Origin of the sequence: Flavobacterium wongokense, assembly GCF_021608265.1 — a bacterium.
GTDB lineage: Bacteria > Bacteroidota > Bacteroidia > Flavobacteriales > Flavobacteriaceae > Flavobacterium > Flavobacterium wongokense.
On sequence record NZ_JAKIHP010000001.1, the window covers coordinates 562,759 to 589,130 of the forward strand.

The window sequence follows — 26,372 nt, forward strand, 5'->3', positions numbered from 1 at the left end:
GTCCCGAATGATCGGGACTTTTTTTTATCTGTTCAACCACCAAATACTGGCATTGAGGATAGTCGCAAAACTCACCCATGCCAGATACGGAATCAATAAAAAGCCGGCTAATTTGTCAATTCGTTTGAACTGGTTATAGGTTTCGAATATCATCAATAAAAGCAGTACAATTTCAATTAAGGCTAAAAGCGGATTGTGCAAACCAAAGAAAAGGTAAGACCAAATCACATTCAATGCAAACTGGATTGCAAAAAAACCAAGCGCCTTTTTTACCGTTTTCTCATCGGAATCACTCGTCCAGACTAAACCTGCGGCGATTCCCATCATAATGTAAAGCAAGGTCCAAACCGGTGCAAAAATCCAGTTTGGCGGATTAAAAACGGGCTTTACCAATGTTGGATACCAGGTAGTGATGCTATCCCGCGTAACCATTCCCGACAGATAACCCAAAGTTGTACAAACAACAACCAGCAGTATTATTTTTAAGATTTTCATACAAGTGTTTTATAAAGTCAAATATACTAAACGATTGTCGGTTTGTTTTTATAAAATATCAGTTGTTTTTTATAAAAAAAGTATCTTTGTTTAAAATTTCAAAACATGTCCGAAAAGGATTTTATTGCAAATCATCCAGCCACAATAGAAAATGGAAATTTTCAATGGAGCGCACCAAGTAATATTGCTTTGGTAAAATATTGGGGCAAAAAAGCAAACCAGATACCGGCGAATCCTTCCATCAGTTTTACATTGAATAATTGTAAAACCATCACCAAACTGGCTTTCGCCAAAAAAACGGAAACTGGAAACTTTTCTTTTGATTTACTTTTTGAAGGCAAACCCAAAGAAGATTTTAAGCCAAAAATCCAGAAGTTTTTGGAACGCATTGAAGTGTATTGCCCGTATCTGAAACAGTACCATCTTACGATTGATACCGAAAACACCTTTCCACACAGTTCGGGAATAGCCTCTTCCGCATCGGGAATGGCGGCCTTGTCGATGAACATTATGAGTTTGGAAAAAGCCTTGAACCCGGAAATGAGCGAAGAATATTTCTATCAAAAAGCATCTTTCCTGGCACGATTGGGCTCGGGAAGTGCCTGTAGAAGTGTCAAAGGAAGTGTTGTCGTTTGGGGAAACCATGCAGAAATTGAAGGCAGTTCTGATTTGTTTGGTGTAGCTTTGCCAACCAAAATCCACGATAATTTCAGCAATTACCAGGACACGATTTTGCTTGTTGATAAGGGAGAAAAACAGGTTTCAAGTACTGTTGGGCATGATTTGATGCACAATCATCCATTTGCCGAACAACGTTTTGCGCAGGCACATGAAAATCTTTCGGCAATAAAAACTGTTTTAGAAACAGGAAACCTCGAAGACTTTATCAAAATTGTAGAAAGCGAAGCATTGACCCTACACACGATGATGATGACTTCAATGCCGTATTTCATTTTGATGAAACCCAACACGCTGGAAATCATCAATCGTATTTGGAAGTTCAGGAATGAAACGAATATTCCTATATGTTTCACGCTCGATGCCGGTGCAAATGTCCATGTTTTATATCCCGAAAACGTTAGAGCAACTGTTTTGCAATTTATTAAGGACGAATTACTTGGCTATTGTCAAAATGGTCAGTATATTTGTGACGTAATTGGAACAGGATCAATTCAACTATGAAAGGACCATTATTTTACTCAAAAATCCTTCTTTTCGGAGAATACGGAATCATCAAAGATTCTAAAGGTTTATCAATTCCCTATAATTTTTACAACGGTGCTCTTAAGGTGGATGAAAATCCGTCACAGGAAGCTGTAAAATCGAACGCAAGCTTAAAGCGTTTTGTAACTTATCTGGAGCAACTCCAAAAAGACCAACCCGAATTAGTGACTTTCAATTTAGCAGTTTTAAAAGCTGATGTTGAAAGGGGAATGTATTTTGATTCCAGCATTCCACAGGGATATGGTGTGGGTAGCAGCGGTGCTTTGGTAGCGGCTATTTATGACAAGTATGCCAACAACAAAATCACGGTTTTAGAGAATCTTACCCGCGAAAAATTATTGCAGCTGAAAATGATTTTTTCTCAAATGGAATCGTTCTTCCATGGAAAAAGCTCAGGGCTTGACCCGTTGAACAGCTATTTGAGCATTCCAATCCTAATCAATTCCAAAGACAATATTGAGGCAACCGGAATTCCGTCACAAAGTGCTACCGGAAAAGGCGCTGTATTTTTGTTGGATTCAGGAATTGTAGGTGAAACGGCTCCAATGGTAAATATCTTCATGGAAAACCTAAAAGATCAGGGTTTCCGTAAAATGCTGAAAAACCAATTCGTAAAATATACCGATGCCTGCGTAGAGAACTTTCTTGGTGGCGACATAAAATCACTTTTAAAGAATACCAAACAATTGTCAAAAGTGGTTTTAAATAACTTCAAGCCGATGATTCCGGAAGAGTTTCGTGGCGTTTGGCAACGCGGTATCGACACTAACGACTATTACCTGAAACTTTGTGGTTCTGGCGGTGGTGGTTATATTTTGGGCTTTACTGAAGATTTGGAAAAGGCAAAACAATCCCTTAAGGATTATAAACTGGAAGTCGTTTATCAATTCTAATTGCCGTTAGTCTAGAAAATCGCAATTTGTTAGTCCTTTTTAAAAATAAAAAGCTAAATTAGTCATACCGATTTTCTAACCAGAAATTGTATGGCTAAAAAACTAACCCTTAAGAAGATAAAACTCCCAAAAGTTTTGATTCTTTTGAGCGTTATTTTTATATCATGTACCGCACTGATTGTCATCAATTATTTTACCATCAAGATTTTATCGGCAAACCGTGCTTATGTCAATGGCGAATCCCATTATTCCAAAGGCCAGAAAGATGCAGCCCGTCATCTTATTACCTATATCTGCAATGAAGATCCGTTGCAGTGGGCATCATTTAAAAAACAATTAAGCGTAAATCAGTCTGATGGTCACGCACGTGTGCATTTAACCAATCACAGCAGCATTGACACTATTAAAAAGGATTTGCGTGGCGGTCACAACCATGAAGATGATTTGGATGACATGATTTGGCTTTTCCAGAATTTCAACCAGATTTCCTTCTTTAAAAAAGCCATCGGCGAATGGGAGAAAGGCGATGCTTTGATTGATCAGTTCAATGCACTTGGAAATAAAATCCATACCCAAGTCCAAAATGGCCATCTTGATGAAATCTCCCGGAAAAGATTCCTTTCGCAAATCAACAGCATCAGCGACAAACTTACCGTAAATTCAAGGAATTTTTCGGGCGCACTTGGAGAAGGTACGCGTGAAATAAAAAATTATCTCATTTACACCAATATTTTTTTCATCCTGATTATCATTTGCACTGTCAGCCTTTATTATGCCATGATGGTTAAAAGGCTGATGCGTTCCCAGCACGAAATAGAATCCAAAAATGCCGATTTGCTGACTGCCAACAAAGAACTGGACCGCTTTGTTTACAGCGCTTCGCACGATTTGCGTTCCCCTATCAGTTCGTTAAAAGGATTGGTAACGATTTTAAAAACCGAAGAAGATCCTGAGGAAGTCAAAAGCTATCTGGCCATGATGGAAAGCGTGTTGAACAAACAAGACCAGTTCATCAAAGACATTATCGATTACTCTAGGAATAAAAGAACAAAGGACGTCCTGAAACAGGTAAGTCTGGCCGAAATTGTCAAAGACGCAATTGAACAGCTTCAATACGCCGAAAACGTAAAGAAGATTACCATCGAAAAGGAATTGGCAGTAGACAAAGTCTTTAGCGACAATTTACGCCTCAAAATCATAGTCAACAATCTGTTGTCAAATGCCATCAAATATGCCGATTTCTCCAAAGAGAAACCATTCATCGCCATCAAAACCTATCCTGCAGAAAATAATTTTATCATACAAATTGAGGACAACGGAATCGGCATCAACAAACAATACCTGAACCGCATTTTTGAAATGTTCTTTGTGACCAATAAAAATAAAGGAACCGGATTGGGGCTTTACATTGTTAAGGAAGCCATCGAAAACCTAAACGGCAACATTACCGTGGAATCCAAAATTAATGTCGGGACAAAATTTATCGTGACCATTCCTCTGCAAAACAAACCGTAATTGTGTACATTTGGTTTTGAAAAGTATCAAATCAAAAACAAAATGCTAAGCCGCAAAAAAAAACATTTATTGCTGAAAATCGTCAGTATGTTTTCTGTAGTTCGCGGCTACAACATTCCCATCATTGCCTTAGCCCAGTATTTATCAGCAATATTCATTTTAGCGCCCAACAAAAGAGCACTCGATGTTTTGCTCGATTTTAACCTGTTCATCATCGTTATTGTTTCGAGTTTAACAATTGCTTCGGGTTATATCATCAATAATTTTTACGACAGCAAGAAAGACTTAATCAATCGTCCAAATAAATCCAAACTCGACCGTTTGGTAAGCCAAAAAACAAAACTCCAGGTCTACTTTACCGTGAATTTCATCGTTTTCCTATTAGCATTTTTTGTATCAGTCCGCGCTGTACTGTTTTTCTCAACCTACATTTTCCTCATTTGGTTTTACTCGCACAAGCTCAAGAAAATGCTCATCATTGGCAACCTCACGGCGTCATTCCTGGCGGTACTCCCATTCTTTGCAATTTTATTGTACTACAAAAACCTTTATCCACAGATATTTGCACACGCAACTTTCCTTTTTCTTTTACTGCTAATCCGCGAAATGATTAAGGATTTGGAAAACATCAAAGGCGATATTGCCAACGATTACCAAACCATTCCGGTAATTTATGGCGAAGGGTTTTCAAAAAAAGCCATCACTTTGCTGACGCTTTTAACCACAATTCCAATCTATTACCTGATTGAAATTTTCGAAGTGCGGTACATGGACATCTACTTCTATGTCAGCATGATTGTCCTGATTTTCTTTTTGATGAAACTCTGGAAATCCGACTCCAAACCCGATTACCTCATACTCCACAACATCCTGAAATTCCTAGTGGTTTCCGGCGTTTTCTGCATTATCCTGATCAATCCAGAAGTATTAATCCACGGGAAAAGACTGCTGCATCTTTAATTTTTTAGGAGCGGAACTTTTGCATTTTTCACAACCCTGCTCCCGCTTTCCGCGCTACATGGTAGCCCGCTCCAATCGGGGCTAGAAAGAAACCATAGCTTTGTACCTCTTAAAACCTTATCTTTGCGACAAATTACAGAATCATGAATAAGAAGGACGGCAATAATAAAAAAAGTGGCTCAAGGCCTACCAGTTCGCGACCAAGTTCGAACAAGCCAAAACCCGCTATGCCAAAACGCGCACAAGGTCCAAAAAAGGTGAAGCCAACTACTGAAGGTGACGCACCGAAAAAAGCCGCAAGACCGGCTAAACCAACATTTCAAAACTCTCCAAAGCCTTTGAAGTCAGACGATATCCGTTTGAACAAGTACATTTCCAATTCGGGTGTATGCTCGCGTCGTGACGCAGATATTTACATTCAATCAGGTAACGTAAAAGTAAATGGCGAAGTGATAACCGAAATGGGATATAAGGTAAAACCGGGAGATGTCGTTAATTTTGACGGTGCCACACTAACTCCGGAACGCAAGGAATATATTCTACTGAACAAACCTAAAAACTTCACGACTTCCAACGAAGATGATGCCGACCACAGGAATGTATTGGAATTGGTTCGTGCAGCAACCAATGTCAAAATCCAGCCTATTGGAAGAATGGACAAAAACACGACCGGTTTATTGGTATTTACCAATGACACCGATATGGTTCGAAAGTTCAGCCTACCCAACCAAAAATCATTTAAGATTTACCAAGTTTCATTGGATAAAAACCTGAAATACGAAGATTTGGAAAAAATCTCCAGTGGCGTTACGCTTGACGGCCACAAATTATATGTAGACGAAGTGACTTACATCGACAACGAGCCAAAAACAGAGATCGGATTGAAATTAAGGACTTCCAATGTAAAGGTTGTCCGTGCCATTTTTGAAAGTTTCCAATACAACGTATTGAAAATTGACCGTGTTTCGTTTGCAGGTTTGACCAAAAAGAATTTGCCTCGTGGCAATTGGCGTTTCCTCACAGAGCAGGAAATCATCAATTTGAAAAACGTTTAAAAAACAATATATTTACTCAAACAAAAATCCTCTTGTTTTAAGAACTTGAGGATTTTTCATTTAAACAACTATGTCAGCAGAAAAAAATTTATCGATTGCAATGCTTTGGTTTGAAGCATTTAACGCCCACAATCTTGAAAAATTATTGTCCTTATACGATGACGAAGCCGAACACTTCAGCCCAAAATTAAAAATCCGCCATCCGGAAACCAATGGTTTGGTCACCGGAAAAGACGCCTTGCGCTCGTGGTGGAAAGACGCCTTCGAAAGACTGCCAAGCCTTCATTATAAGGTAACTTCGCTAACCTCAAACCATGACAGGGTTTTTATGGAATACGTTAGAACCGTCGAAAATGAAGACAATATGCTTGTTGCTGAAGTATTGGAAATCAAGGAAGGAAAGATCATCGCTTCGCGCGTATACCACGGATAATTTTTTATGATTTTAGTAACAAATTCTTAAAACAGAAACTAATAGCTTTACAACCTAAACCATTACACATGAAAAACTTAAAGACATTACCCTTAATGATATTACTGTCATTACTGGTAATAAACTGTAAATCAGAAAAGAAAGTGCAGGATTTCAAAGCCATAACCGATGCCTATTTTGATGATAAAAATGCACTGGATCCTTTGAGTGCCACTCAAAATGGCCAAAGCGAATACAACGATAAACTGGTTTTTGAAATGACCGATTCGTATCGCAAAAAACAGGCTGCTTTTTATGATAAATATGAAAATGAATTGGCCGCAATTGACACCGCTGATTTATCTGCAGAAGAAAAAAACAGTTACGAAATCATCAAATGGGAAGTTTCTGTTGGAAAGGATTTGTTGAAATACGACACGAACCTGATGCCGGTGCAGCAATTTTGGGGAACCAATTTAACCCTAGGGCAATTTGCCAGCGGAACAAGCGCACAGCCTTTCAAAACCGAAAAGGATTATAGAAATTTCCTGAAAAGAATGGATTTATTCGCCGTTTGGATGGATTCTGCGATGGTATACATGAAAAAAGGAATCGACAAAGGTGTGGTTTTGCCAAAAGCGTTGACTACTAAAGTGATTCCGCAATTTGAAAGCATGGTCACTCCAAATGTTGAAGACAATTTGTTCTATTCTTCGCTCAAATTGTTTCCAAAGGAAATAACTCCTGAACAGCAAGATGCGTTGAAGAAAGACTACACCGCTGTAATCAAGGAAAAATTAGAGCCACAGTTCAAAAAAATGACTGCCTTCCTTAAGGACGAATACCTTCCTGCTTCAAGAGCGACAAGTGGAATCGGAAGTTTGCCAAATGGAAATGAGATTTACAAAGTCTATGTAAAACAATGGACGACTACCGATAAAACTCCGGCTGAAATCCATGAAATCGGGTTGAAGGAAGTTGCGAGAATCAAGGCAGAAATGGAAAAAGTGAAAGAACAGGTTGGTTTCAAAGGAACCATCAACGAATTCTTCGAACACGTTAGAACCAAACCTGAATTGATGGCTTTCAAAAAGCCTGAAGACGTTATTGCCAACTTTGAGAGAATCCATAAAACTATTATGCCTAATGTAGACAAACTGTTCTCATTACAGCCAAAATGCCCGTTCCAAATCAAAAGGACTGAAGCCTTCAGGGAAGCGTCTGCAAGTGCGGAATACAACCAAGGTTCGGCTGACGGTTCAAGACCGGGAACTTTCTACGTTCCGATTCCGGATGTAAAAAAATACAATTGTTATGGCGATGAGGATTTATTCCTGCACGAAGCCATTCCGGGTCACCACTTCCAAATTTCATTGCAACAGGAAAACAAGGAATTGCCTGATTTCAGGAAATACAACTGGTTTGGCGCTTATGGCGAAGGTTGGGCATTGTACACTGAGAGTTTAGGGAAAGAGTTGGGATTGTACAAAGATCCGTATCAATATTTCGGAATGTTGGGTAACGAAATGCACAGAGCTGTCCGTTTGGTTGTCGACACCGGAATCCATACTAAAGGCTGGACTCGTGAGCAGGCAATCAAATATTCATTAGATAACGAAGCGGAAAGCGAAGAAGGCATCACCACCGAAATTGAGCGTTATATGGCCATTCCCGGACAGGCATTGTCTTATAAAATGGGACAAATGAAAATCATGGAATTGCGTAAAAAAGCGCAGGACAAGATGAAAGACAAATTCAACATCAAAGTTTTCCACCAAAAAGTATTGGAATCAGGAGTGCTTCCATTGGCACTTTTGGAAAAGAAAATAAACAACTGGATAGAAACCGGAAAATAATAAAAAGCCTCTCAAAATTGAGAGGCTTTTTTAATTTGCTATCCTGCTTTCCATACTCTTAAAATCAATTGGATTCCCGTCTACATCAAAGAATTCATAATTGTAGCTCAGCTTTCCGTTGACTTCCTCAATCTTGATTTTCATTTGATAAAATCCCTGGCTCCATTCCACGATAATGTGGTATTCGTAATCTCCTGTTCCAAAACTTCCCGGAAGATTGCTGGTATAGATTTGCTTTTTGGATTTTAGGTTCAGTGTATTTACCTCAATGTTCTCGTAAGTCCCAAGCTCATCGTTATTCACTTTCTTGCCCATATAATCAGCCTGTGTTGCTGAAGCTTTCGTTTTCTTTTTCTTGTCCTTATTTCCATTATCGTTGTAATCATCCTTTACCGAAAAAATTACATCCTTCAGGGAGTTTTTGCCAATGTTCAACAAATAGAAACGAATTTGGTGATGGTACATCAGTTTGTGGACTTTCTTTCCGCCTTCATTCGAGGAATTGCCTTCGCTCAAATCATTATCGACGATTTCAATGATGGGTAAATTTTGACCTGAGGACTGGCTGAAGGAATCCGATTTTAAGCTTTTGATTTTTAGTTCTGCCTCTTCTACAATTTTATCTTTCTGGACAATTTCGGCATTAAGCACTTCAATTTGTTTAATGGCTTCGTCCAATTCCTTCTGCTTATTATTGGAAACAGAACTAGTCGTATTTTTATAAAGCAGGTAAACAGAAAATGCCAGCAAAACAAGTCCAAAAAACGCTAAAACTGCAGTCATCATAAGCTTCTTCCCTTTCATTAGAATTTTAAATTTTAATCAAATAATTTTTGATGTGGTAAAAATAAATGAATTTTTAAAATTTAAGGCATTCAATATTAATAAACTGTAAACATTATTATTAACCAAACAGGCAATAAAAAAGCCCAAACTTCCGTTTGGGCTTCTGTGCGGGTAATAGGACTCGAACCTACACGCCAACACCTTCAATTTGACATTTTTGACAACCCCTTAAAAACCCCTCATTTGTTATCTATAAACTCAATAAATTCAATACTTAAAAAGAATTAAAATCAATTCTGAGTAGTTGAATGAAAATTAATAAAATGGAATAAAATTGAAAATCGGTTGGGCAACGGTTGGGCAACTTTTGAAAACGTATTATTTTATTTAATACATTTGTTAAGTTCAAAAGTTCAAATAATGGCAACAATTCAATTTAGATTAAGAAGCAAGGCAAATAAAAACGTTTCAATAAAAGTTAGAGTTTCCTTAAACCGTACAAATGTTTTCGAGTTAAATACTGGTTTTTCAATCAATCCTAAAGACTGGAGTGATACTACAAGTTTTCCAAAACAGACTTCAACCGAAAACAAACAACTTTCTAATAACCTCAAAAAGTTAGAGTCCTTTGTTTTAGAAAACCTCAACAAAGATTTGTCTAACGGCACTTTGATTGACACCTATTGGCTCGAAACTAAAATAAATGAATGCTTTAGTAGAGTTGTTAAAACTGATAATGGTTTATTGATAAATCATATTCAGTACATTATTGATAATGCAAACACTCGAAAAGTAAAAACAAATGGTGGTTTTAAAATTGGATTGAGTGCAAGTACAATCAAAAACTACTCTCTTTTTAAAAACATTATTGCCGAATACCAAACAGTTATAAAAAAGCAAATTCAGTTTGCTGAGATCACAAAGCCATTCGTTGACAAGTTTACAAACTGGCTCGTTAATACTAAAAAGTATTCTACTAACTATTCCGGGAAGCAGTTAGAGATTTTAAAAACAGTTTGCATTGATGCAGAAAAAATTGAAATTCCGGTTACACCCTATTCAAAAACAATTCAGCATTTTAGAGAAAGTGAAAATGACCGATACATTCAAACATTATCATTTGAGGAATTGGAACAAATTAAAAATGCCGATTTTACCAATTTAGATCAACTCAAAGAGTTCAAGAAGCAAAATCCCGAGTTAACAAAGAACATTTCTATAACTCCACAAACTTTAAGCAATACAAGAAATTGGATTTTATTGGGTTGCGAAATCGGTCAGCGTGGCGGAGATTTGCTGAATATTACAAATGAAAACATTAGGTATAAAAACAACTCTATTTATTTAGATATAATTCAGCAGAAAACAAATAAAAATGTTACGGTCGGAATTGTTGCACCTCACGTTATAGAGATAATAGAAAACCAACTACCAACGAAAATCCAACACCAAAAATTGAATGATTATATCAAGGTAGTTTGTAAACTGGCCGGAATTGATACAATTGTGAAGGGAACAAAGCTCAACATTGAAACTAACCGAAAAGAAGTTGGTTTTTATCCAAAATATGACTTAATGACTTCACATTGTTTTAGACGTTCATTTGCAACAAACTATTATAAAAAGATACCAACACCTATTCTGATAAATATTACCGGACACTCAAAGGAAAGCTTGTTTTTGACCTATATCAATAAAAGAGAGGATAAGGATGCAAACGCTGATTTATTTATGAAGTTTTACGAAACGATCAACAAAGACAAAGAACCTCAACTTAGAGTCATTTAAAAAATATTTCATTTTATTTCCTAAGAAAAAAATCCGAAATGGAAATCCTCTTTAGTAACTATTCCAAAGATTATAAAACCATATTTGAAACGATTGAAAGCTTCAACACGTTGAAACTAAAGTTGCAATATTATAATGATAATTATAGGCCTTTGATCGTTACTAATAATGAAATTCCAAATCACAAAGTTCACATTCAACAAATTGAAAATTCGACAATCTTTTGTCTTTGCAATGATTGTAGAAATAAATATTCTATTTCAGATTTTGAAGTTTATAGAGATTTTGTAAACAGCCAAACTGATAAAATAGCAAAGTATTTCAGCAACACAACAAATGACTATAAAACGAAATTAGAATACTATTATTTTCTGAATGGTGGTTATGCTTCAAAGTCATTTTTGATTTTGAAATACATTCCAAAGACCATTGATGAGGTAAAAGATTTTTATGGCTATAAAGAAACCATTATTGATATAACACCACAAACCCAAACAGAATTTAAAACATTGATTGAATTTTTAAAAGCAAAAATCATCAATGACGAAAACAATAAAAATCACTCAAAAGTAAAGGGTTATAAGGGAACTGACATTTTCAACCCAAGTATATTTACTTATGAATATAGAGTTGCAGAGATTAGTAATTTTTTGGAGTTGATAGTTGATGAGGCAGACCGAAAAGATTTGATTAAAAAATATTTGGACAAAATTAATTTAGATAAGATTGATACTGATAAAATCAATCAAAAAATCCAATGGTCAAATGAGGTTTACAACCTCAACATTTTAACGATAGCAAATGAAATAATTCAGAAAAAAGAGGTTGAGGCCATAGTAGATAAACAAAACCTCAAAGAAGTGGAGATTTATCTTTTGGCTTTAGAAACGATCAAGTTTAAAAAGTACCTGAACAGCTTACTTGTTGCAAATTCTCAACAAATAATAAATGCCGGGATTAACTCAGTTCAAAACATTTTAAATTCAAAAAAGCAAGAAATGTATGTTTCGCCATTATCATTTTCTATATATACCCAACCCTCGAAAGAATATATTTTAGAGTTCACTCAAAAAGAGTCATTGATTACTAAATTGATACTGGAGTATGAGCTTGAAATGTATAGATTTTATAAAGAGATTGCTCATTATAAATTCAATGGCAAAAATTATAAAAACCCACTTTCACAAGAGTACTATGATAATTTAGAAATAGAGGCTCAAATATTTGAGGGTTGTAACATCAAAGTAATTTATGATAATTGCTTTGAAATTGTTGAGTTTTTAGAGTCCAAAAGCAGTCCTTTAAATTATCACCCTCAATTAATACATAATCCTCAAACCACTATTGATTTTTTCAAGTTGGTTAATCAAAGTTTGGTTAGTGAGCTTGACATTTTTAATTTCATTGAAAGAGTAACTAACAACGATCCTTTCAAACTTGAGATACTGGCTAAAGACATACAAACTTTTGAAACTGATTTTATTTGTAGTGAAATAGTTGAGAGTTGGTTTGCTGACAGAGTTTATAATCCAAAATCCGTTTCTGAGTTATTCAAAAGGTTTAAAGAAATAGTTTCCGAACAGATTAACAAATTGCCCCAAAAGACAAATAATTCAAACCCGGCCTACTCTATTTTTATAGACTCGACAACTACCGACAATTTCAACTTATATTTAAAACTTCACATTGTTGAGCCTTATGTTGATTTATCTTATTTGTTTCAAAGATTAACAAAAGAAAACTTAATCATAAAAATAAAGCACTTAGATTTCGTGAACTGGCTATTTGACAACAGTCATATAAACGAAAGCACAAAAGATTTAATTATAAAAAATAACGGCTTTAGAAGTTTGGCAAAATCATTTTCTACTCAAAGAGAAAACAATTTTAACAACATATTCAATCTATAAATGCTACTTCCGATAAAATCGGAAAAAACAGCCATTAATCGGAATAGAAACGGAATGAGCTTTGCACCATAACAACAAAACACTTGAGTTATGGCAACTGTGCAATTTATCCAAACAACACCTGAAGAACTAAAAAAGGAAATTACCGCCGGAGTTAAAAGCCAATTGGAGGAATTCCTAAAACACTACACTCCAAAACAGCCAAATGAGTATTTGACTCGTCAGGAAGTTGCCCAAATGTTTAATGTTGATCTATCAACAGTTCACAACTGGTGTAAATCCAAAAAACTCAACCCACTTGGATTAGGTTCAAGAGTCTATTTTCTACGCTCGGAAATTGAAGAAAGCTTAAAGCCATTGAATATCTAAAAACGACATTAAAAATATAATCCCACTCGACATTCTAATATTGGGTTTATCAATGACTTGAGCAAATAACGGCTAATGTTTGGAATTGATTTTTAATGTCGTTTTAAGACGTTTTAAGCCATAAAAAAAGGGCGATTGTTCAAGTCGCCCAATAGTTCAAAAGTCCGTTTTCACAAACAATGTAAAAACATTTCAAAGATAGCATAATGATAGACTATGTAAAAATTTATCTTGAAAAGATTGACCTAAAAAGGTTGATTTTCTCAACCGGATTAGATTTTAATGGTGGATTATCTAAGACTACCGGAGAAATTAACGAAACGGTTTTAGTCGCTCATTATCATTTTTGCAAAATCACAATCTACAATGCAAAATCACAAAATCCTCACGTTTTATTTACTGGCAGTATTCACAAACTTTGGAATGACCTCAACGGAATAAAAGCACCCAACTACAATCCAAACAAACCTTATAAGGGATTTAATGGAAATCAGTTTACAATAAATGACATTGTTGAGGTTAGAACCTACTTAGAAACTCTTTTTGACTGTAAAGCATCACAAATGATTTTTCAAAATATTGAGTTTGGTGTAAATGCAATTATTGACTTCAATCCTTATCATTATCTCAAAGGTTTGCTATATCATAAAAATATACTCTTTGAATTCAGTCATTACGGGAATAATGCACAAGTACAACATCAAAACACAATTTTCAAGATTTATAATAAGTCCTACCAGTTCAAAATGAACGAAAACGTTTTGAGGGTTGAACTAAAGATTATGAAAATGATTGAGTTGAAATTTTTAGACATTAGAACCTTTTCCGATATCGATGAAATCATTTTGGCAAATGTTCAAAAAATGCTTTTAAAACGATTTGATGAGGTTATGCACTATGATTATTCAATTGACAAAAAGAAGCTCACAAAAAGAGAATTAGAGGCCATAAAAAGCTATTCAAATCCCCGTTATTGGATTGAAGACTTAAAACCGATTCATAGAGATCGACACAAAAAGAAATTAGGCAAAATAACCCAACTCTATTCAAAACAATTACATCAAAAAATCAAGACAGAAATTCTCGAAAAGTGTGTAATGATTAACCAACTATCTCAAAAAGCAAAGTGTGTAACGGTTAACCGTTCAAGTATAGTGATAAACATTACACAAAAGCAACCCTATAATTCACTCACATTGAATTCAATATTAGTACAAGGTTAGTACAAGGATAAATACTACTTTTCATTCAACTTTCTTTTTTACTATCTTGGTACTTTCAAAACCGTTTCCTCTTATGCCATTATTCCAAAATTCAGTTGTTGCAAAGCAGTTACAAAGTCAGGACAAGCCAAAAATGGTTGCTCAATGGAACGTCTTTAAAAATCATTTTCATAATTCAACTATTCAGGACAATATTCGCAACAGCAAAGAGGAACAATATCAAGGCGAATTCCTAATTGATTTATTTGTGAATGTTTTGGGATATACAAAAAACCCAACTCCAAATTTCAATATCACAACAGAATACAAGAATGTAAAGGACAGCAAAAAGGCCGACGGAGCTATTTTAATAAATGACAAGGTTAAAGCCGTTATAGAGCTAAAAGGAACAAAAACAACCGATCTAAACAAGATTGAGGCTCAAGCTTTCGGATATAAAAACAATCAACCGGAGTGTGTTTATGTTATTACCTCAAACTTTGAGAAATTACACTTCTATATTGACAACGCAACGGAATATTTAGAATTCAATCTTTTCAAACTTACCGAAAAGGAATTTGAATTGTTGTATTTGTGTTTGGCCTATGATAACATTTCAAATGATATTCCTAAGAAAATAAAAGAACAGTCTATTAGTCAGGAAAAAGAAATTACTAAAAAACTTTATTCTGATTACTCTATTTTCAAAAGAGAATTGCATCAAAATTTGGTTGCGCTCAATCCTGGTTTTGATGCTTTGGAACTATTCAGGAAATCTCAAAAACTGTTAGACCGCTTTTTGTTTATTTTCTTTGCTGAAGATAGAAACTTGTTACCAACCAATTTGATTTTTAGGATTAACAAGGAATGGCGACAGCTACAAGAAATGCGAATGGATGTTTCGCTTTATGACCGCTATAAAATCTATTTCAAAGACTTAAATCAAGGCGCAAAAGTGGTTTTACCCGCTTTTACAGAAACAATGTCTTCACAAAAAGAAGAACATCAAATATTTGCCTACAATGGTGGATTGTTTCAACCGGATAACGTTTTAGACAGCATCAAAATTGATGACGAGTTGTTATATAAATACACTCAAAAATTAAGTCATTATGATTTTCAGAGTGAGATTGACGTAAACATTCTTGGTCATATTTTTGAAAATTCCTTGAACGAATTGGATGAGGTCAAAGCGCAATTAGAGGGCGAAACAGTTAACAAACAAAGTACCAAAAGAAAAAAGGATGGTGTTTTTTACACTCCAAAATATATTACAAAATACATAGTTGACAACACCATTGGAAAGCTTTGCACCGATAAGAAGACAGAGCTTAAAATTGTAGAGGAAGATTATTTTACGGATAAGAAAAGAACAAAAACCACTAAACAACCGCTATTAGAGAAACTAACGATTTATCGAAATTGGTTACTACACATTACAATTTGTGATCCGGCTTGTGGTAGTGGTGCATTTCTTAATCAAGCTTTGGAATTTTTAATTGATGAGCATAGATATATTGATGAGCTTCAGGCCAAACTTTTTGGCGATGCCTTAATTCTAAGCGATGTTGAAAAGAGCATTTTAGAAAACAATCTTTACGGTGTTGACTTGAATGAGGAAAGTGTTGAAATTGCTAAATTGTCTTTATGGCTAAGAACAGCACAACCAAACCGGAAACTAAATGACCTCAACAACAATATTAAATGCGGAAACTCATTAATTGATGATAGTAGCATTGCCGGAGAAAGTGCTTTTAACTGGAAAAATGAATTTCCTAAAGTATTTGAAAAGGGTGGTTTTGATGTGGTAATTGGAAACCCGCCTTATGTATTAATTCAACCTAACAATACTACAAATCAAGAGCTGTTATATTATAAAAATAAGTTTGCTTTTGCTGACTTTAAGATTGACTTATTTCATTTGTTTTTTCAGTTAGGAGTCAACATTTTAAAAGATGAGTCTTATCTAAGCTACATAACACCAAGTACCCTTTTATATAATTTCTATGCTGAAAATTTGAGAGGTTGGATCAACAAAAAGTGTGAAATACTAAAAATTGCAGTAGCGAAAGAAAAGGTTTTTGAAGATGCTGACGTTCACACCGCTATTTATATTTTAAAGAAAACTTCAGATCAGAAAAGAAGCAATTATACAGAGTTCACAACAGAGCTTGAAAATGTTTTAAATAATGGTGTGAAGTATAATCGAATATCTCAGTCGGATTTAGATTTAACACCGGGCAAAGTTTGGAATTTGCTCATTGAAGAAAAAAACATAAAAGTTTTACGCAAAATTGGTTCAAAGCCAAACTTGGGAACGCTTTCAAAAATTAATCGTGGATTGATAACTGGAGATAGAACTAAATATTTTAGCACTACTAAGATTTCAGATAAATATATTCCAATATTAACCGGAAGTGATGTTGGTAGATATAGTTCAAACACTCCCATTGAATATGTTCTCTTTGAAAAACCTAAAACCGCTGGTGGTTGTTGGGATGCAGAAGTTCATTTAGCAAAGCACAAACTATGTATTAGACAAATTGGCTTTCAACCAACGGCAAGTTTAATTCTTAAGCCTTATGCAATAACTGGAAATTTGTTTTCAATCATTGGTAATAGTTTAGAGTTTGATAAATATTTACTCGCTTTAATCAATTCAAAGGCTATAAAATACTATTGGCAGATAATGTTCAATGATTTTAAAACGAGCTTTCCACAAGTTACATTGTTTAATTTGAGTAATATCCCAATACCAAAAGCCAACACTAAGCAACAAAAACCTTTATCAGTTCTAACCGATAAAATGTTGTCGTTAAATAATGATTTGCAACAACTATCTCAAAGATTTCAAAGAACGTTAGAACGTAAATTTGACTTAACTGATTTACCAAAAAAACTACAAGATTGGTATTTACTAACCTATTCCGATTTTATAAAGGAACTGGGCAAACTAAAAATCAAATTAACGCTATCACAAGAGGCCGAGTGGGAAGACTATTTTAATGATGAAAAATCCAAATTGATCGCACTTAAAACACAAATTGAAGATACTGACAAAGAAATTGATAGATTGGTTTATCAATTATATGGTCTGACAAATGCAGAAATTGAAATAGTTGAGAATAGTTAATTATGGGTTGTGATATTACCATTTTAAGTAAACACAATTTAGACATTACCAATGTTGAAACATTGGCCGTTGATATATCCAATAAGTTTGGATTTTCCATTGAGTTTGGATATAATGCCTTTAAGGAATATAATGACCTTTTGGGAAACGATTTAGATGAAGATTTTATTTCTTTAGGAGTGATTGATAAAAAACCGTACATCAAGAAATATAAGCTCATTGATGAGAAGTTTCAGCAAAAGCAATTATATCAAAAATATGGCGATGAGGTTTTTGGAATGAGAGATTATTGGTACTGGTTTGATTTTGACAGATACAATAACGAAATGCCGAATAGTAAACAGATTGAGCAAGAGAAAAAGGATCTTCAGATTGCTGAATTTTTTTTAGATAATCATTCCGAAACTGGAGAAAGTAGTTATATGTACATTCATAACGAAATAGCGGTAAATGATTTACATTATTATACAAGGTGGTGGAGTTTTTGCGATACGATACAAAAGAAGCATAATTTCAACGATGAGTATTTTCAGAAATATCGATTGGCAGTAATGAAAGATACTCTTTTACTTGGTGGAGATAAGGCTTATTTTGTTAACGATCAATGTAAACATCTTAAAGGCGTTGGTCAGGGAAACGAAATGTATTTCAATTGGCAACAGCTCGAAAGTTATATTAATGATTGTGCCGGCCTTGAAGTAATTTCAATTTCAAAAACGGTTTTAAATAAAGAATATCAACGAGAAGTAGAAAATAAAAAATCAGATACACTCGCCTTTTATGATGACTTTCAAGATTTAAAAGGAATTGAGAATTAAAAAGTGAATTATGGAATTTATAGCTCCTTTAGAGATTTCGTCTAAGATAATGACATTGATTGAACAAGCGGATAAAGAGTTAATAATCGTTTCGCCCTATGTTGATGTTTCCAAATGGGAAAAGATGCGGAAATGCCTTGAAAGAGCGGTTAAACGAGGTGTTAAAATCAAATTCATTGCAAGAAAAAATGCAAAGCAAGATTTATCATTTTTAACCAGTATTAATATCCGGCCAATTCTGATTGATGATTTACACGCTAAATTTTATGTAAATGAAAATTATGGAATTGTAACCTCTCAAAATATGGTTCACTATTCAGATGTAAACTCTATTGATATAGGTTATATAACAGAAACAAAAGATGAGAAAAAAGAGCTTATTCACTTTGCAAACAATTATATTTTAAAAGGGATTGAAAACACCCGGATTTCTTTTACTAAGGTTGAAAAAAGGTATTATGATGATAAAAACCAATTCAAAGACCGTCAAATTCAAAAGCTACTGGACGGCCTAAATTCAAAATATAGAAATGCTTCTTTCACTTTGGCAACTTCAAATTATATTTTTACTGGAGATCTTTTCCCTTTTGCCGATGTAATGTTTGATACTTACCTCACAATCAAAATTGATAAATCAACTCCCAATTGTGAAAAGATTATAGAAACTATTGAGAATACTGATTTTGATTTAACTTATAAATACAAAGTTTACTTACTTACAACACATAAAACTCATTATTACATTGAGTTTGTCCCGGCAGAAAGATTTCAGGATGACAAGTTATTTGTTGATTATTATGCTATTTCAGACAGCATTTTAAACATCGATACAAAAACAGACCTGAAAATCGAAAAGAAATTTAAATGGTGGAAATCTAATTAAAAAGTTATGGATGATAAGATAAAAGAGCTTTCAGACAAGCTTGACAAGGTTTTAGAAAATCAAGAGCTTATTTTAAAACAATTAGCTCAAAGCACAATACTCACAAAAGAGCCGGTTCAAATTCCGAAAAAGAAGACCTCTAAAAAAGAATTGGTCAGTCAAAAAATCGAGGAGTTCAAACTTACCATTGAACACGGCCATAGATTACAAGCTAAATATAATTTGGCGGTTGTTCCTCACACCAATAGAATCTTAGCTTATTTGAGAACTAATGATGACAGCGTTTTTGACGGTTTAAAAAGAAATAATTAAAGATATGGAACCACAGCAAACACAATCAATTTTAAATTATAAAAGAAACGGAATTTCAATTGTTGAAGTTGAAGTTGATACCATTTTAGTAAAACAAGAAAGCTTGGTAATTGGATACATTTTAAATCAAAAACAGCTGGTTAGAATTGGTAAGCACATTTTCCCTAAAAGTAAAGTAAAACCAGTTGCTTACAGCCTCAACCTTGATACCATTACCATTGAATGGATTAATGATAAAATAAAAGAATTGGGAATAAAAACAAATGATTTAATAAAACAATTAGCAATAGACAAAGCTACTTTGAGTTTAATCTTAAACAGTAAAAAAGAACTCCCAAAAATTGTAAAGCCATTGTTTTATTATTATTTCCTCTCTTATGAAATCAATAAAGATTTTAGGAAATTTTCTTTGTAAATTATTTTCAACATTTAAAGGAAAGTTTTTTCAAAAAGGAGATTTACAGTTTAATGTATCATTTGCAATTTGTTTAATAATAAGTTGCCTGATTTTCTTAAATCCTAAAGCTGTAAAAGTATTTTTTGACCTTGGGGTTATCTTGGGGTTGTTTTTGACCTTGATTACCATTTTTGGCGTTGCCGTTTTCTTAACTTTTGCAACAATCATAGGGTTTTTATCGATAAAATTTCTGATTGAAGAAATTAAAGAAACCATAGCTAAAAAAGAATATTTGATGCTCATTGCAATTGCTTTTGGCACAACACTTTTTATTCTGATGATTAGACCTTTTTTAGAATTATTTGGGAAGTTATTTTATTTCTATCTATTGAAATGATAGCGGGTATTTTATGGTAATTTAAGTCCTGTAAGAAAATCTATTAAGGATTTTATTAAATCATTACGCACACACGACATCGAGATTTTTCCTTAGTCATTACAGCTGTAATGACGGGTAGGTAACGGTAAGGTAAAAAGTAAATGGTTGAGGTTTTGCGAGTCCATAAAAAAGAACTAATTTCATAGCTTAGTATTATGCTAACAGCGGTAAATATACACGGAAAGAGAATAACACCTTACTCAGATGAGCAAGGCTATTGTCCTTTGTGTAGAAGCGAGGTTATAAATATACTTGGAGAAATTAATATTGCACATTTCAGACATAGAGCTTTAAAAGATTGCGATTCCTGGAGTGAGGGAGAAACGGAATGGCATTACAATTGGAAACAAAAATTCCCCCTCAGTTGGCAAGAAAATACAATTGACAAATTTGGAGAAATACATAGAGCTGATATTCAAACGCCTAACGGTTTGGTTTTAGAGTTGCAAAACTCATCTATTTCAACCACAACAATTAAAATCAGAGAGCAGTTTTATGGGAATATGATTTGGTTAGTCAACGCTCAAGGCTTTAAAGATAATTTCAAAATTATAAGTATTGTAAATGCAAAACTTAGAGATTCTAATAGCGATTATTATCGATATTCAAATTCAATTTCTGACGGTAAAAGCAAAAAAATAACCAAACTTGAGGGAAAGTTAAGTGATTGTGAATTTAGTTACAAGCAGACTTCAAGGGAAATAGAGTATTTGCTAAACGATCTAAAGTCATTGGTAAAAGATGAGGATGATTTTGAAAATACATTTTCAAATTATTTAGAGTGGAGTTATGTCTCTTCAATGTTTTTCGATTTCAAATCAGAAGAACGAAAATCGATTAAGTCCTTAAAAGAAAAGATTGTGGATTCTGAAAAAGAGTTGGAGAAAAGTCATAAACTTGTTGACTATATCAACGCACTTCCAAACTGTTCAATCAAAGAATTTGCTAATTGGAAAATTGTAGATTTTGGGTTAATCAATCCGGCAAATCACACCAATTGCAAAGTAATTTTTAGAGACAGTATTGATACATTTTTTCCTGAAATAATAGACATTCATACCTCAACACAGTTTTCGAGTTATAGTAGAACGCCGGATAAATACGTTTTGATTATTGATTTGACTAAAAGAGTTAGTGATGAAGAAAAAAAAATAAAAGATATTGAAAACGGAATCGAGGCAAATGAAGGAGAAATTGAAAATCTAACTAAAGTTATTGGTAAAAAACTTTTTAATTGGATAACCGAAAAAAAACAAGAAATCCTATCCAAAATTGAAAAGAAAAAACAAACGCAAAACGAATTGGAAAATAGTATTTTGTTTTTCGGAAATGAAATTGACAAGGAAACTGAGATTGAGAACAATCGACAGATTGAAGAATCTAAAAGTGCTTTTCAATCCTATGAAAAAGAGCAAATCAGGATTAAATCTCAACACAAAGGAAAATACGCTTATTATTGGAAAAATAAACGCAAAACTTGGGATTTTGCTGAGAAACCAATTTACTTTGACTTTGGAGATTGTATTTTTAAAATTACGGGAGATTACGATTTAATTAAAATGAAAACGGAAGATTTTATAAAATTTGTAAAAAGCAATTGAAAATATGGAACTAAATCATTTTTCTTTCGAAAGTAAGTTTTGGTTTAGTTTTAAACCTCATCTAATAACTTTTGGTTTTGAGTCACTCCCAAAAGATATTCATTTTACATTGGTCTTTGACGAAAGGCAACCGGACATTAATTTTCACGTTACAAAAAACGCATCTAATCCAAAGAACAAACCACAAATTAAAATTGCAATTATTGATAAAAAAGTTTTTGAAGAAGTAATTTCAGAAATTGGAATAGAGATAATTAAATCTGTACTTGAACCCATATCATTTGAGCAAATAAATATGGAGGAAACTGGATATCTCTCTTTTGACAGATTAGAGGAAATTGAAGAATATTCACTTAGTAATCTACACGAAATATTCAAAGAGATAATTCATATCAAAAGAAAAAAGCGTTTAAAAATACAAGGCGATATTGATAGTAATGTAATAAAATTTACCTCATCAAAATTTATGGAAACAGTTGTTTACAATAACATTATAGATTTTCCAATAGAATATGATAAACCAGTTGACGGGGGATTAATGATAACAAATGAAAATGTAATTCAAGTAATTAGAATCAATGAAAATTGGTATAAATTTAATCTCAATTCAAACCCACTTGAAGCGTTGAAATCTTTTGTCGAACCTGAGCTCATTAACCATTTAATTAAAACAACAAAAGACTCAATTGAAATATTAACTTCTTGTGAAACTTTTTCAGATTCACAAATTCATAACAACCCCGTTAGATTAATTTGGGATGAAAAAACAAAATAAAACAACAGCAAAAGTTCTTTTTAACTTAGATGATTACAAAAAAAGCGTTTGGGATTTAGACAGATTTAGAAAAGATTTCTTAGCACATTTAGGCAATAATAAACTTTTTGAATACGATAATTTAGACGAAATAATTTATCACTCGTTAGAGATGTTGCACCCTATCAATAAAAAATTAAAGAATACCGAAAAATCTATTGAACAAATGGCGGGAGTTGTCCTTGATCATTTTAGACACAAAAACATAAAAGAGGCCTCAATTTATAGGATTGGCGATGGAGTTAAAGAACTTGTTAGCACATCTAAAGATATAATGGCGCAACCGTATAAAAAACGCTATTTAGAGCATATTCTAAGGTTGAAAAAAGTTCCTAAACCAATATATGAAGACTTAAAAAATGATGCTGAAACTCATTTACTGAATATTAATCAAAATATTCAATACTATACTAATCTAAAGTTTATCAAAGAGTTCAAGGAAAAAGATAAAAAGCCGTCCAATCATTCGGAAAGAACTTGTTTAGATTATTACTTCAGATGCAATGAAGAACAACAAAAAATTATTGATTTTATTTTTGGAGGAGGCTTAAAGGAAAGAGCAATTGCTAAGTCAACCCTTTATCCCATATCAATTCCTACCAGTTTTATATTGGGGCATTATGATTTTCCCTATTATTCAGCGTATGAATATAGTAGAGGTTACTTTAATCACAATTTAATTGATAAATGTGGACATAGGCTAACCGAGTTTCCGATGGACAACGAAAATTCGATGGAAAAATTATATGAAAGTGATAAGAGGAAGTTTTATAAGTTGTATTTTAGGAAATACGACAAAAATGAAGTCTTTAGGGAAATTGATTATCATTTAAGCTTACTGCCTTTATCAACAGATAGAAAAGCAATTATAGAAGAACTAAAGTATTTAATAAATAGAAAAAGATGGATTAGCTTTTATGGTTTAGCATTATCTCAAATTGAGGGTATCTTTTCCGAAATGCTGAAATACATAAACTCAAATAAAATAAGTGAAAAGTCTTTATTTTACAAAGTAAATAGCTTGAGAGATTTCTATAATTTAAGCACCTATTATTTCGATTACTTTCAATATCATATTCCTGAATTAAGAAATAAATATAGTCACGGTGTATTAGATGGCGGAGAAAAGGAAAACCTAAATTCATTTGACTTACTATTAGATATTAAATTTTTACTGAAAGTATTTACCGAATTGGAAAGCCCTTATATCCGTTTGTCAAATATTGTTTTAAAACAAGATTATCAAATCAATACAATTGATGACGTTTCAATAATGTTTGATTTAATTAATGCCTTAAAGCCGGAACACAGAAAAGAGTTAAAAGAAAAGCTGGACGCTTTTTTTAAAATGCAATTAATTGAGAACTGCCATTTAGAATATTTGCTTTATAGTGTTAGTGAAGACATTAATAATAGGGCTAATTCATTAAAAGAAGCTTTTGATAAGACTTTCGCCGGAAAAGTAAGCCTTTCAGAAAGCTCATATATCGAAATGAAAGAATACTTTAATGATGAAAAAAATATCGAAATCCTAAATGATGAAATGAGAATGTATGACACCCAGTTTGAAAACTATCATCTGTTCAATGTTTTTTATAAGAACTACAATAAGAAATTGCCTAAATTAAATGTAGAGCTGAGAAAGTTGATTGAAAAAGTTTTCAAAACAGATTTTGATCTCTTAAATAAATCTTCATTGTTATTCAGCCTTATGAAATAATTTTAAAAGCAAAAATAACGGCAAGGTAACGGCAAGGAGAAAAATAAATAGTTGAGGTTTCCTGAGTTCAAAAAACAAAGTTTTTTTAAATGGTTGGGCAATGGTTGGGCAACTTCGAAAATCAAAAAACGCAAACCCTTATAAATTAAAGATTTGCGTTTCTAAAAGTGCGGGTAATAGGACTCGAACCTACACGCCTTGCGGCACCAGATCCTAAGTCTGGCACGTCTACCAATTTCGCCATACCCGCAAAATTGTGAGTGCAAATATAGCCATATTTTTCAAATACCAAATCGCAACAAGTTTATTTTTCTAAAAATTTTGGGTTTTGTAATTTCTGATAATGGATTTTCAATTTGTATATTTGACATTATCTTTATCAAACAACAATGGACAACATAAAAAACTACGTTCAGGAAAACAAGGAACGTTTTATCAATGAGCTTATTGAACTATTAAAAATTCCCTCGGTAAGTGCCGACAGTGCTTATGCCCACGATGTAATTGCTACCGCAGATGCTGTAAAGGCAGCGCTTGAAAAAGCGGGTTGCAAACATGTTGAGATTTGCGAAACTCCGGGTTACCCAATTGTTTTTGGCGAACATATCATCGACAAGAATTTACCAACGGTTTTGGTTTACGGGCATTACGATGTGCAGCCACCAGATCCAATGGATTTATGGACTTCTCCACCTTTCGAACCCGTAATCAAAAAAACGGAAATACATCCGGAAGGCGCTATTTTCGCTCGTGGTTCGTGCGATGACAAAGGCCAGATGTACATGCATGTCAAAGCATTTGAATATATGATTGCCAACAACAATCTGCCTTGCAACGTAAAGTTTATGATTGAAGGTGAAGAGGAAGTTGGTTCCAAAAGCTTGAGTTGGTTTGTCGAAAGAAACCAGCAAAAATTGAGTTGTGATGTGATTCTGATTTCAGACACCGGAATGATTTCCAATCAGCAACCGTCTATTACGACCGGTTTACGTGGCCTGAGCTATGTTGAAGTGGAAGTTACCGGGCCAAACCGCGACCTGCATTCAGGGTTGTATGGTGGTGCAGTAGCCAATCCGATTAATGTACTGACCAAAATGATTGCGTCGCTTCATGACGAAAACAACCACATTACCATTCCGGGATTTTATGATAAGGTAGAAGAATTAACTGCTGCCGAAAGAGCCGAAATGGCAAAAGCACCATTCAGTTTGGACAATTATAAAAAAGCTTTGGATATTGAGGATATTTATGGAGAAGCGGGTTATGTTACCAATGAAAGAAACTCAATCCGTCCGACATTAGACGTAAACGGGATTTGGGGTGGCTATACTGGTGAAGGTGCAAAAACTGTAATTGCGAGCAAGGCTTACGCCAAAATCTCAATGCGATTGGTTCCAAATCAGGATTGGGAAGAAATCACGGAATTGTTCTCCAAACATTTTGAAAGCATTGCGCCAAAAGCCGTAAAGGTAAAAGTGACGCCTCATCACGGTGGACAGGGTTATGTTACACCGATTGACAGCATTGGATACAAAGCAGCCAACAAAGCGTATACTGAAACTTTCGGCGTTCCGGCAATTCCGGTTCGTTCAGGAGGAAGCATTCCAATTGTAGCGCTATTTGAAAAGGAATTAAAATCAAAAACCATCCTGATGGGATTTGGCTTGGATTCGGATGCGATCCATTCACCAAACGAACATTTCGGAATTTTCAATTATCTGAAAGGGATTGAAACAATTCCGTTGTTCTATAAGTATTTTGTGGAATTGAGCAAATAAAAAATCCGCCTC

At 33.9% G+C, this 26,372-nt stretch carries 23 protein-coding genes and 1 tRNA gene; 21 read left to right on the plus strand and 3 right to left on the minus strand.

The annotated features are described in order from the left end of the window. Nucleotides 1-24: 24 nt before the first annotated feature. Nucleotides 25-495 carry a TspO/MBR family protein gene (locus tag L1S31_RS02265; RefSeq protein WP_236461505.1) on the minus strand — a complete coding sequence of 157 codons (471 nt, stop codon included), beginning with the start codon at nt 493-495 and terminating at the stop codon, nt 25-27. 105 nt (nt 496-600) lie between these two features. Here L1S31_RS02265 and L1S31_RS02270 point away from each other — a divergent pair, with 105 nt between their 5' ends. The 7 genes from L1S31_RS02270 (at nt 601) to L1S31_RS02300 (ending at nt 8,410) form a co-directional block, all read left to right on the plus strand. Then, complete coding sequence (locus L1S31_RS02270) at nt 601-1,677, plus strand: diphosphomevalonate decarboxylase (RefSeq protein ID WP_236461508.1); 1,077 nt, start codon at nt 601-603, stop codon at nt 1,675-1,677. Beyond that, nucleotides 1,674-2,612 carry a mevalonate kinase family protein gene (locus L1S31_RS02275; RefSeq protein WP_236461512.1) on the plus strand — a complete coding sequence of 313 codons (939 nt, stop codon included), beginning with the start codon at nt 1,674-1,676 and terminating at the stop codon, nt 2,610-2,612. The genes L1S31_RS02270 and L1S31_RS02275 overlap by 4 nt, the downstream gene beginning before the upstream one ends. A gap of 90 nt (nt 2,613-2,702) precedes the next feature. Continuing rightward, entirely contained in the window at nt 2,703-4,127 is a 1,425-nt protein-coding gene (locus L1S31_RS02280; RefSeq protein WP_236461515.1) for a sensor histidine kinase, read from the plus strand. Between the two features lie 42 nt (nt 4,128-4,169). Next, nucleotides 4,170-5,087: a geranylgeranylglycerol-phosphate geranylgeranyltransferase gene (locus L1S31_RS02285; RefSeq protein WP_236461518.1), complete on the plus strand. Its 918-nt coding sequence runs from the start codon at nt 4,170-4,172 to the stop codon at nt 5,085-5,087. 143 nt (nt 5,088-5,230) lie between these two features. After that, complete coding sequence (locus L1S31_RS02290) at nt 5,231-6,142, plus strand: pseudouridine synthase (protein ID WP_236461521.1); 912 nt, start codon at nt 5,231-5,233, stop codon at nt 6,140-6,142. A 70-nt stretch (nt 6,143-6,212) separates the two neighbouring features. Beyond that, nucleotides 6,213-6,575: a nuclear transport factor 2 family protein gene (locus L1S31_RS02295; protein ID WP_236461524.1), complete on the plus strand. Its 363-nt coding sequence runs from the start codon at nt 6,213-6,215 to the stop codon at nt 6,573-6,575. Nucleotides 6,576-6,643: 68 nt separating this feature from the next. Beyond that, a complete protein-coding gene (locus L1S31_RS02300) occupies nt 6,644-8,410 on the plus strand; it encodes a DUF885 domain-containing protein (protein WP_236461526.1) in 1,767 nt (588 codons plus the stop codon). Between the two features lie 30 nt (nt 8,411-8,440). Here the strand turns inward: L1S31_RS02300 and L1S31_RS02305 are convergent, their stop codons facing one another. Next, nucleotides 8,441-9,214 carry a hypothetical protein gene (locus L1S31_RS02305; protein ID WP_236461529.1) on the minus strand — a complete coding sequence of 258 codons (774 nt, stop codon included), beginning with the start codon at nt 9,212-9,214 and terminating at the stop codon, nt 8,441-8,443. Nucleotides 9,215-9,541: 327 nt separating this feature from the next. Between L1S31_RS02305 and L1S31_RS02310 the strand changes: the two genes are divergently transcribed. The 13 genes from L1S31_RS02310 (at nt 9,542) to L1S31_RS02370 (ending at nt 24,582) form a co-directional block, all read left to right on the plus strand. Next, nucleotides 9,542-10,984, plus strand: coding sequence for a tyrosine-type recombinase/integrase (locus L1S31_RS02310; RefSeq protein WP_236461532.1), 1,443 nt, complete (start codon nt 9,542-9,544; stop codon nt 10,982-10,984). Nucleotides 10,985-11,022: 38 nt separating this feature from the next. Continuing rightward, nucleotides 11,023-12,894 (plus strand): hypothetical protein, encoded by a 1,872-nt coding sequence (locus L1S31_RS02315; protein ID WP_236461534.1) that lies wholly within the window; start codon nt 11,023-11,025, stop codon nt 12,892-12,894. A gap of 90 nt (nt 12,895-12,984) precedes the next feature. Beyond that, the gene (locus L1S31_RS02320; RefSeq protein WP_236461536.1) at nt 12,985-13,263 is read left to right on the plus strand and encodes a helix-turn-helix domain-containing protein; all 279 of its coding nucleotides are present in this window, start codon (nt 12,985-12,987) and stop codon (nt 13,261-13,263) included. A 206-nt stretch (nt 13,264-13,469) separates the two neighbouring features. Next, nucleotides 13,470-14,486, plus strand: a complete 1,017-nt coding sequence (locus tag L1S31_RS02325) for a hypothetical protein (protein ID WP_236461539.1) — start codon at nt 13,470-13,472, stop codon at nt 14,484-14,486. A gap of 73 nt (nt 14,487-14,559) precedes the next feature. Further along, nucleotides 14,560-17,598, plus strand: coding sequence for an Eco57I restriction-modification methylase domain-containing protein (locus L1S31_RS02330; protein WP_236461543.1), 3,039 nt, complete (start codon nt 14,560-14,562; stop codon nt 17,596-17,598). Nucleotides 17,599-17,600: 2 nt separating this feature from the next. After that, complete coding sequence (locus L1S31_RS02335; RefSeq protein WP_236461546.1) at nt 17,601-18,416, plus strand: hypothetical protein; 816 nt, start codon at nt 17,601-17,603, stop codon at nt 18,414-18,416. Between the two features lie 10 nt (nt 18,417-18,426). After that, nucleotides 18,427-19,299, plus strand: coding sequence for a phospholipase D-like domain-containing protein (locus L1S31_RS02340; protein ID WP_236461549.1), 873 nt, complete (start codon nt 18,427-18,429; stop codon nt 19,297-19,299). 6 nt (nt 19,300-19,305) lie between these two features. Then, nucleotides 19,306-19,611, plus strand: coding sequence for a hypothetical protein (locus L1S31_RS02345; protein ID WP_236461552.1), 306 nt, complete (start codon nt 19,306-19,308; stop codon nt 19,609-19,611). A 4-nt stretch (nt 19,612-19,615) separates the two neighbouring features. Beyond that, nucleotides 19,616-20,026, plus strand: a complete 411-nt coding sequence (locus L1S31_RS02350) for a hypothetical protein (RefSeq protein WP_236461554.1) — start codon at nt 19,616-19,618, stop codon at nt 20,024-20,026. Next, nucleotides 19,989-20,405: a hypothetical protein gene (locus L1S31_RS02355; protein ID WP_236461557.1), complete on the plus strand. Its 417-nt coding sequence runs from the start codon at nt 19,989-19,991 to the stop codon at nt 20,403-20,405. The genes L1S31_RS02350 and L1S31_RS02355 overlap by 38 nt, the downstream gene beginning before the upstream one ends. 197 nt (nt 20,406-20,602) lie before the next feature. Further along, nucleotides 20,603-22,048: a competence protein CoiA family protein gene (locus tag L1S31_RS02360; RefSeq protein ID WP_236461560.1), complete on the plus strand. Its 1,446-nt coding sequence runs from the start codon at nt 20,603-20,605 to the stop codon at nt 22,046-22,048. Nucleotides 22,049-22,052: 4 nt separating this feature from the next. Next, a complete protein-coding gene (locus L1S31_RS02365) occupies nt 22,053-22,823 on the plus strand; it encodes a hypothetical protein (RefSeq protein ID WP_236461563.1) in 771 nt (256 codons plus the stop codon). Next, on the plus strand, nt 22,807-24,582 hold the full coding sequence (locus L1S31_RS02370) for a hypothetical protein (protein ID WP_236461565.1): 1,776 nt from the start codon (nt 22,807-22,809) through the stop codon (nt 24,580-24,582). The genes L1S31_RS02365 and L1S31_RS02370 overlap by 17 nt, the downstream gene beginning before the upstream one ends. Nucleotides 24,583-24,750: 168 nt before the next feature. Here L1S31_RS02370 and L1S31_RS02375 read toward each other — a convergent pair. Then, nucleotides 24,751-24,832: transfer RNA gene (locus L1S31_RS02375), tRNA-Leu, on the minus strand. 139 nt (nt 24,833-24,971) lie between these two features. Here L1S31_RS02375 and L1S31_RS02380 point away from each other — a divergent pair. Continuing rightward, entirely contained in the window at nt 24,972-26,360 is a 1,389-nt protein-coding gene (locus L1S31_RS02380) for a dipeptidase (RefSeq protein WP_236461569.1), read from the plus strand. The last annotated feature ends 12 nt before the right edge of the window (nt 26,361-26,372 follow it).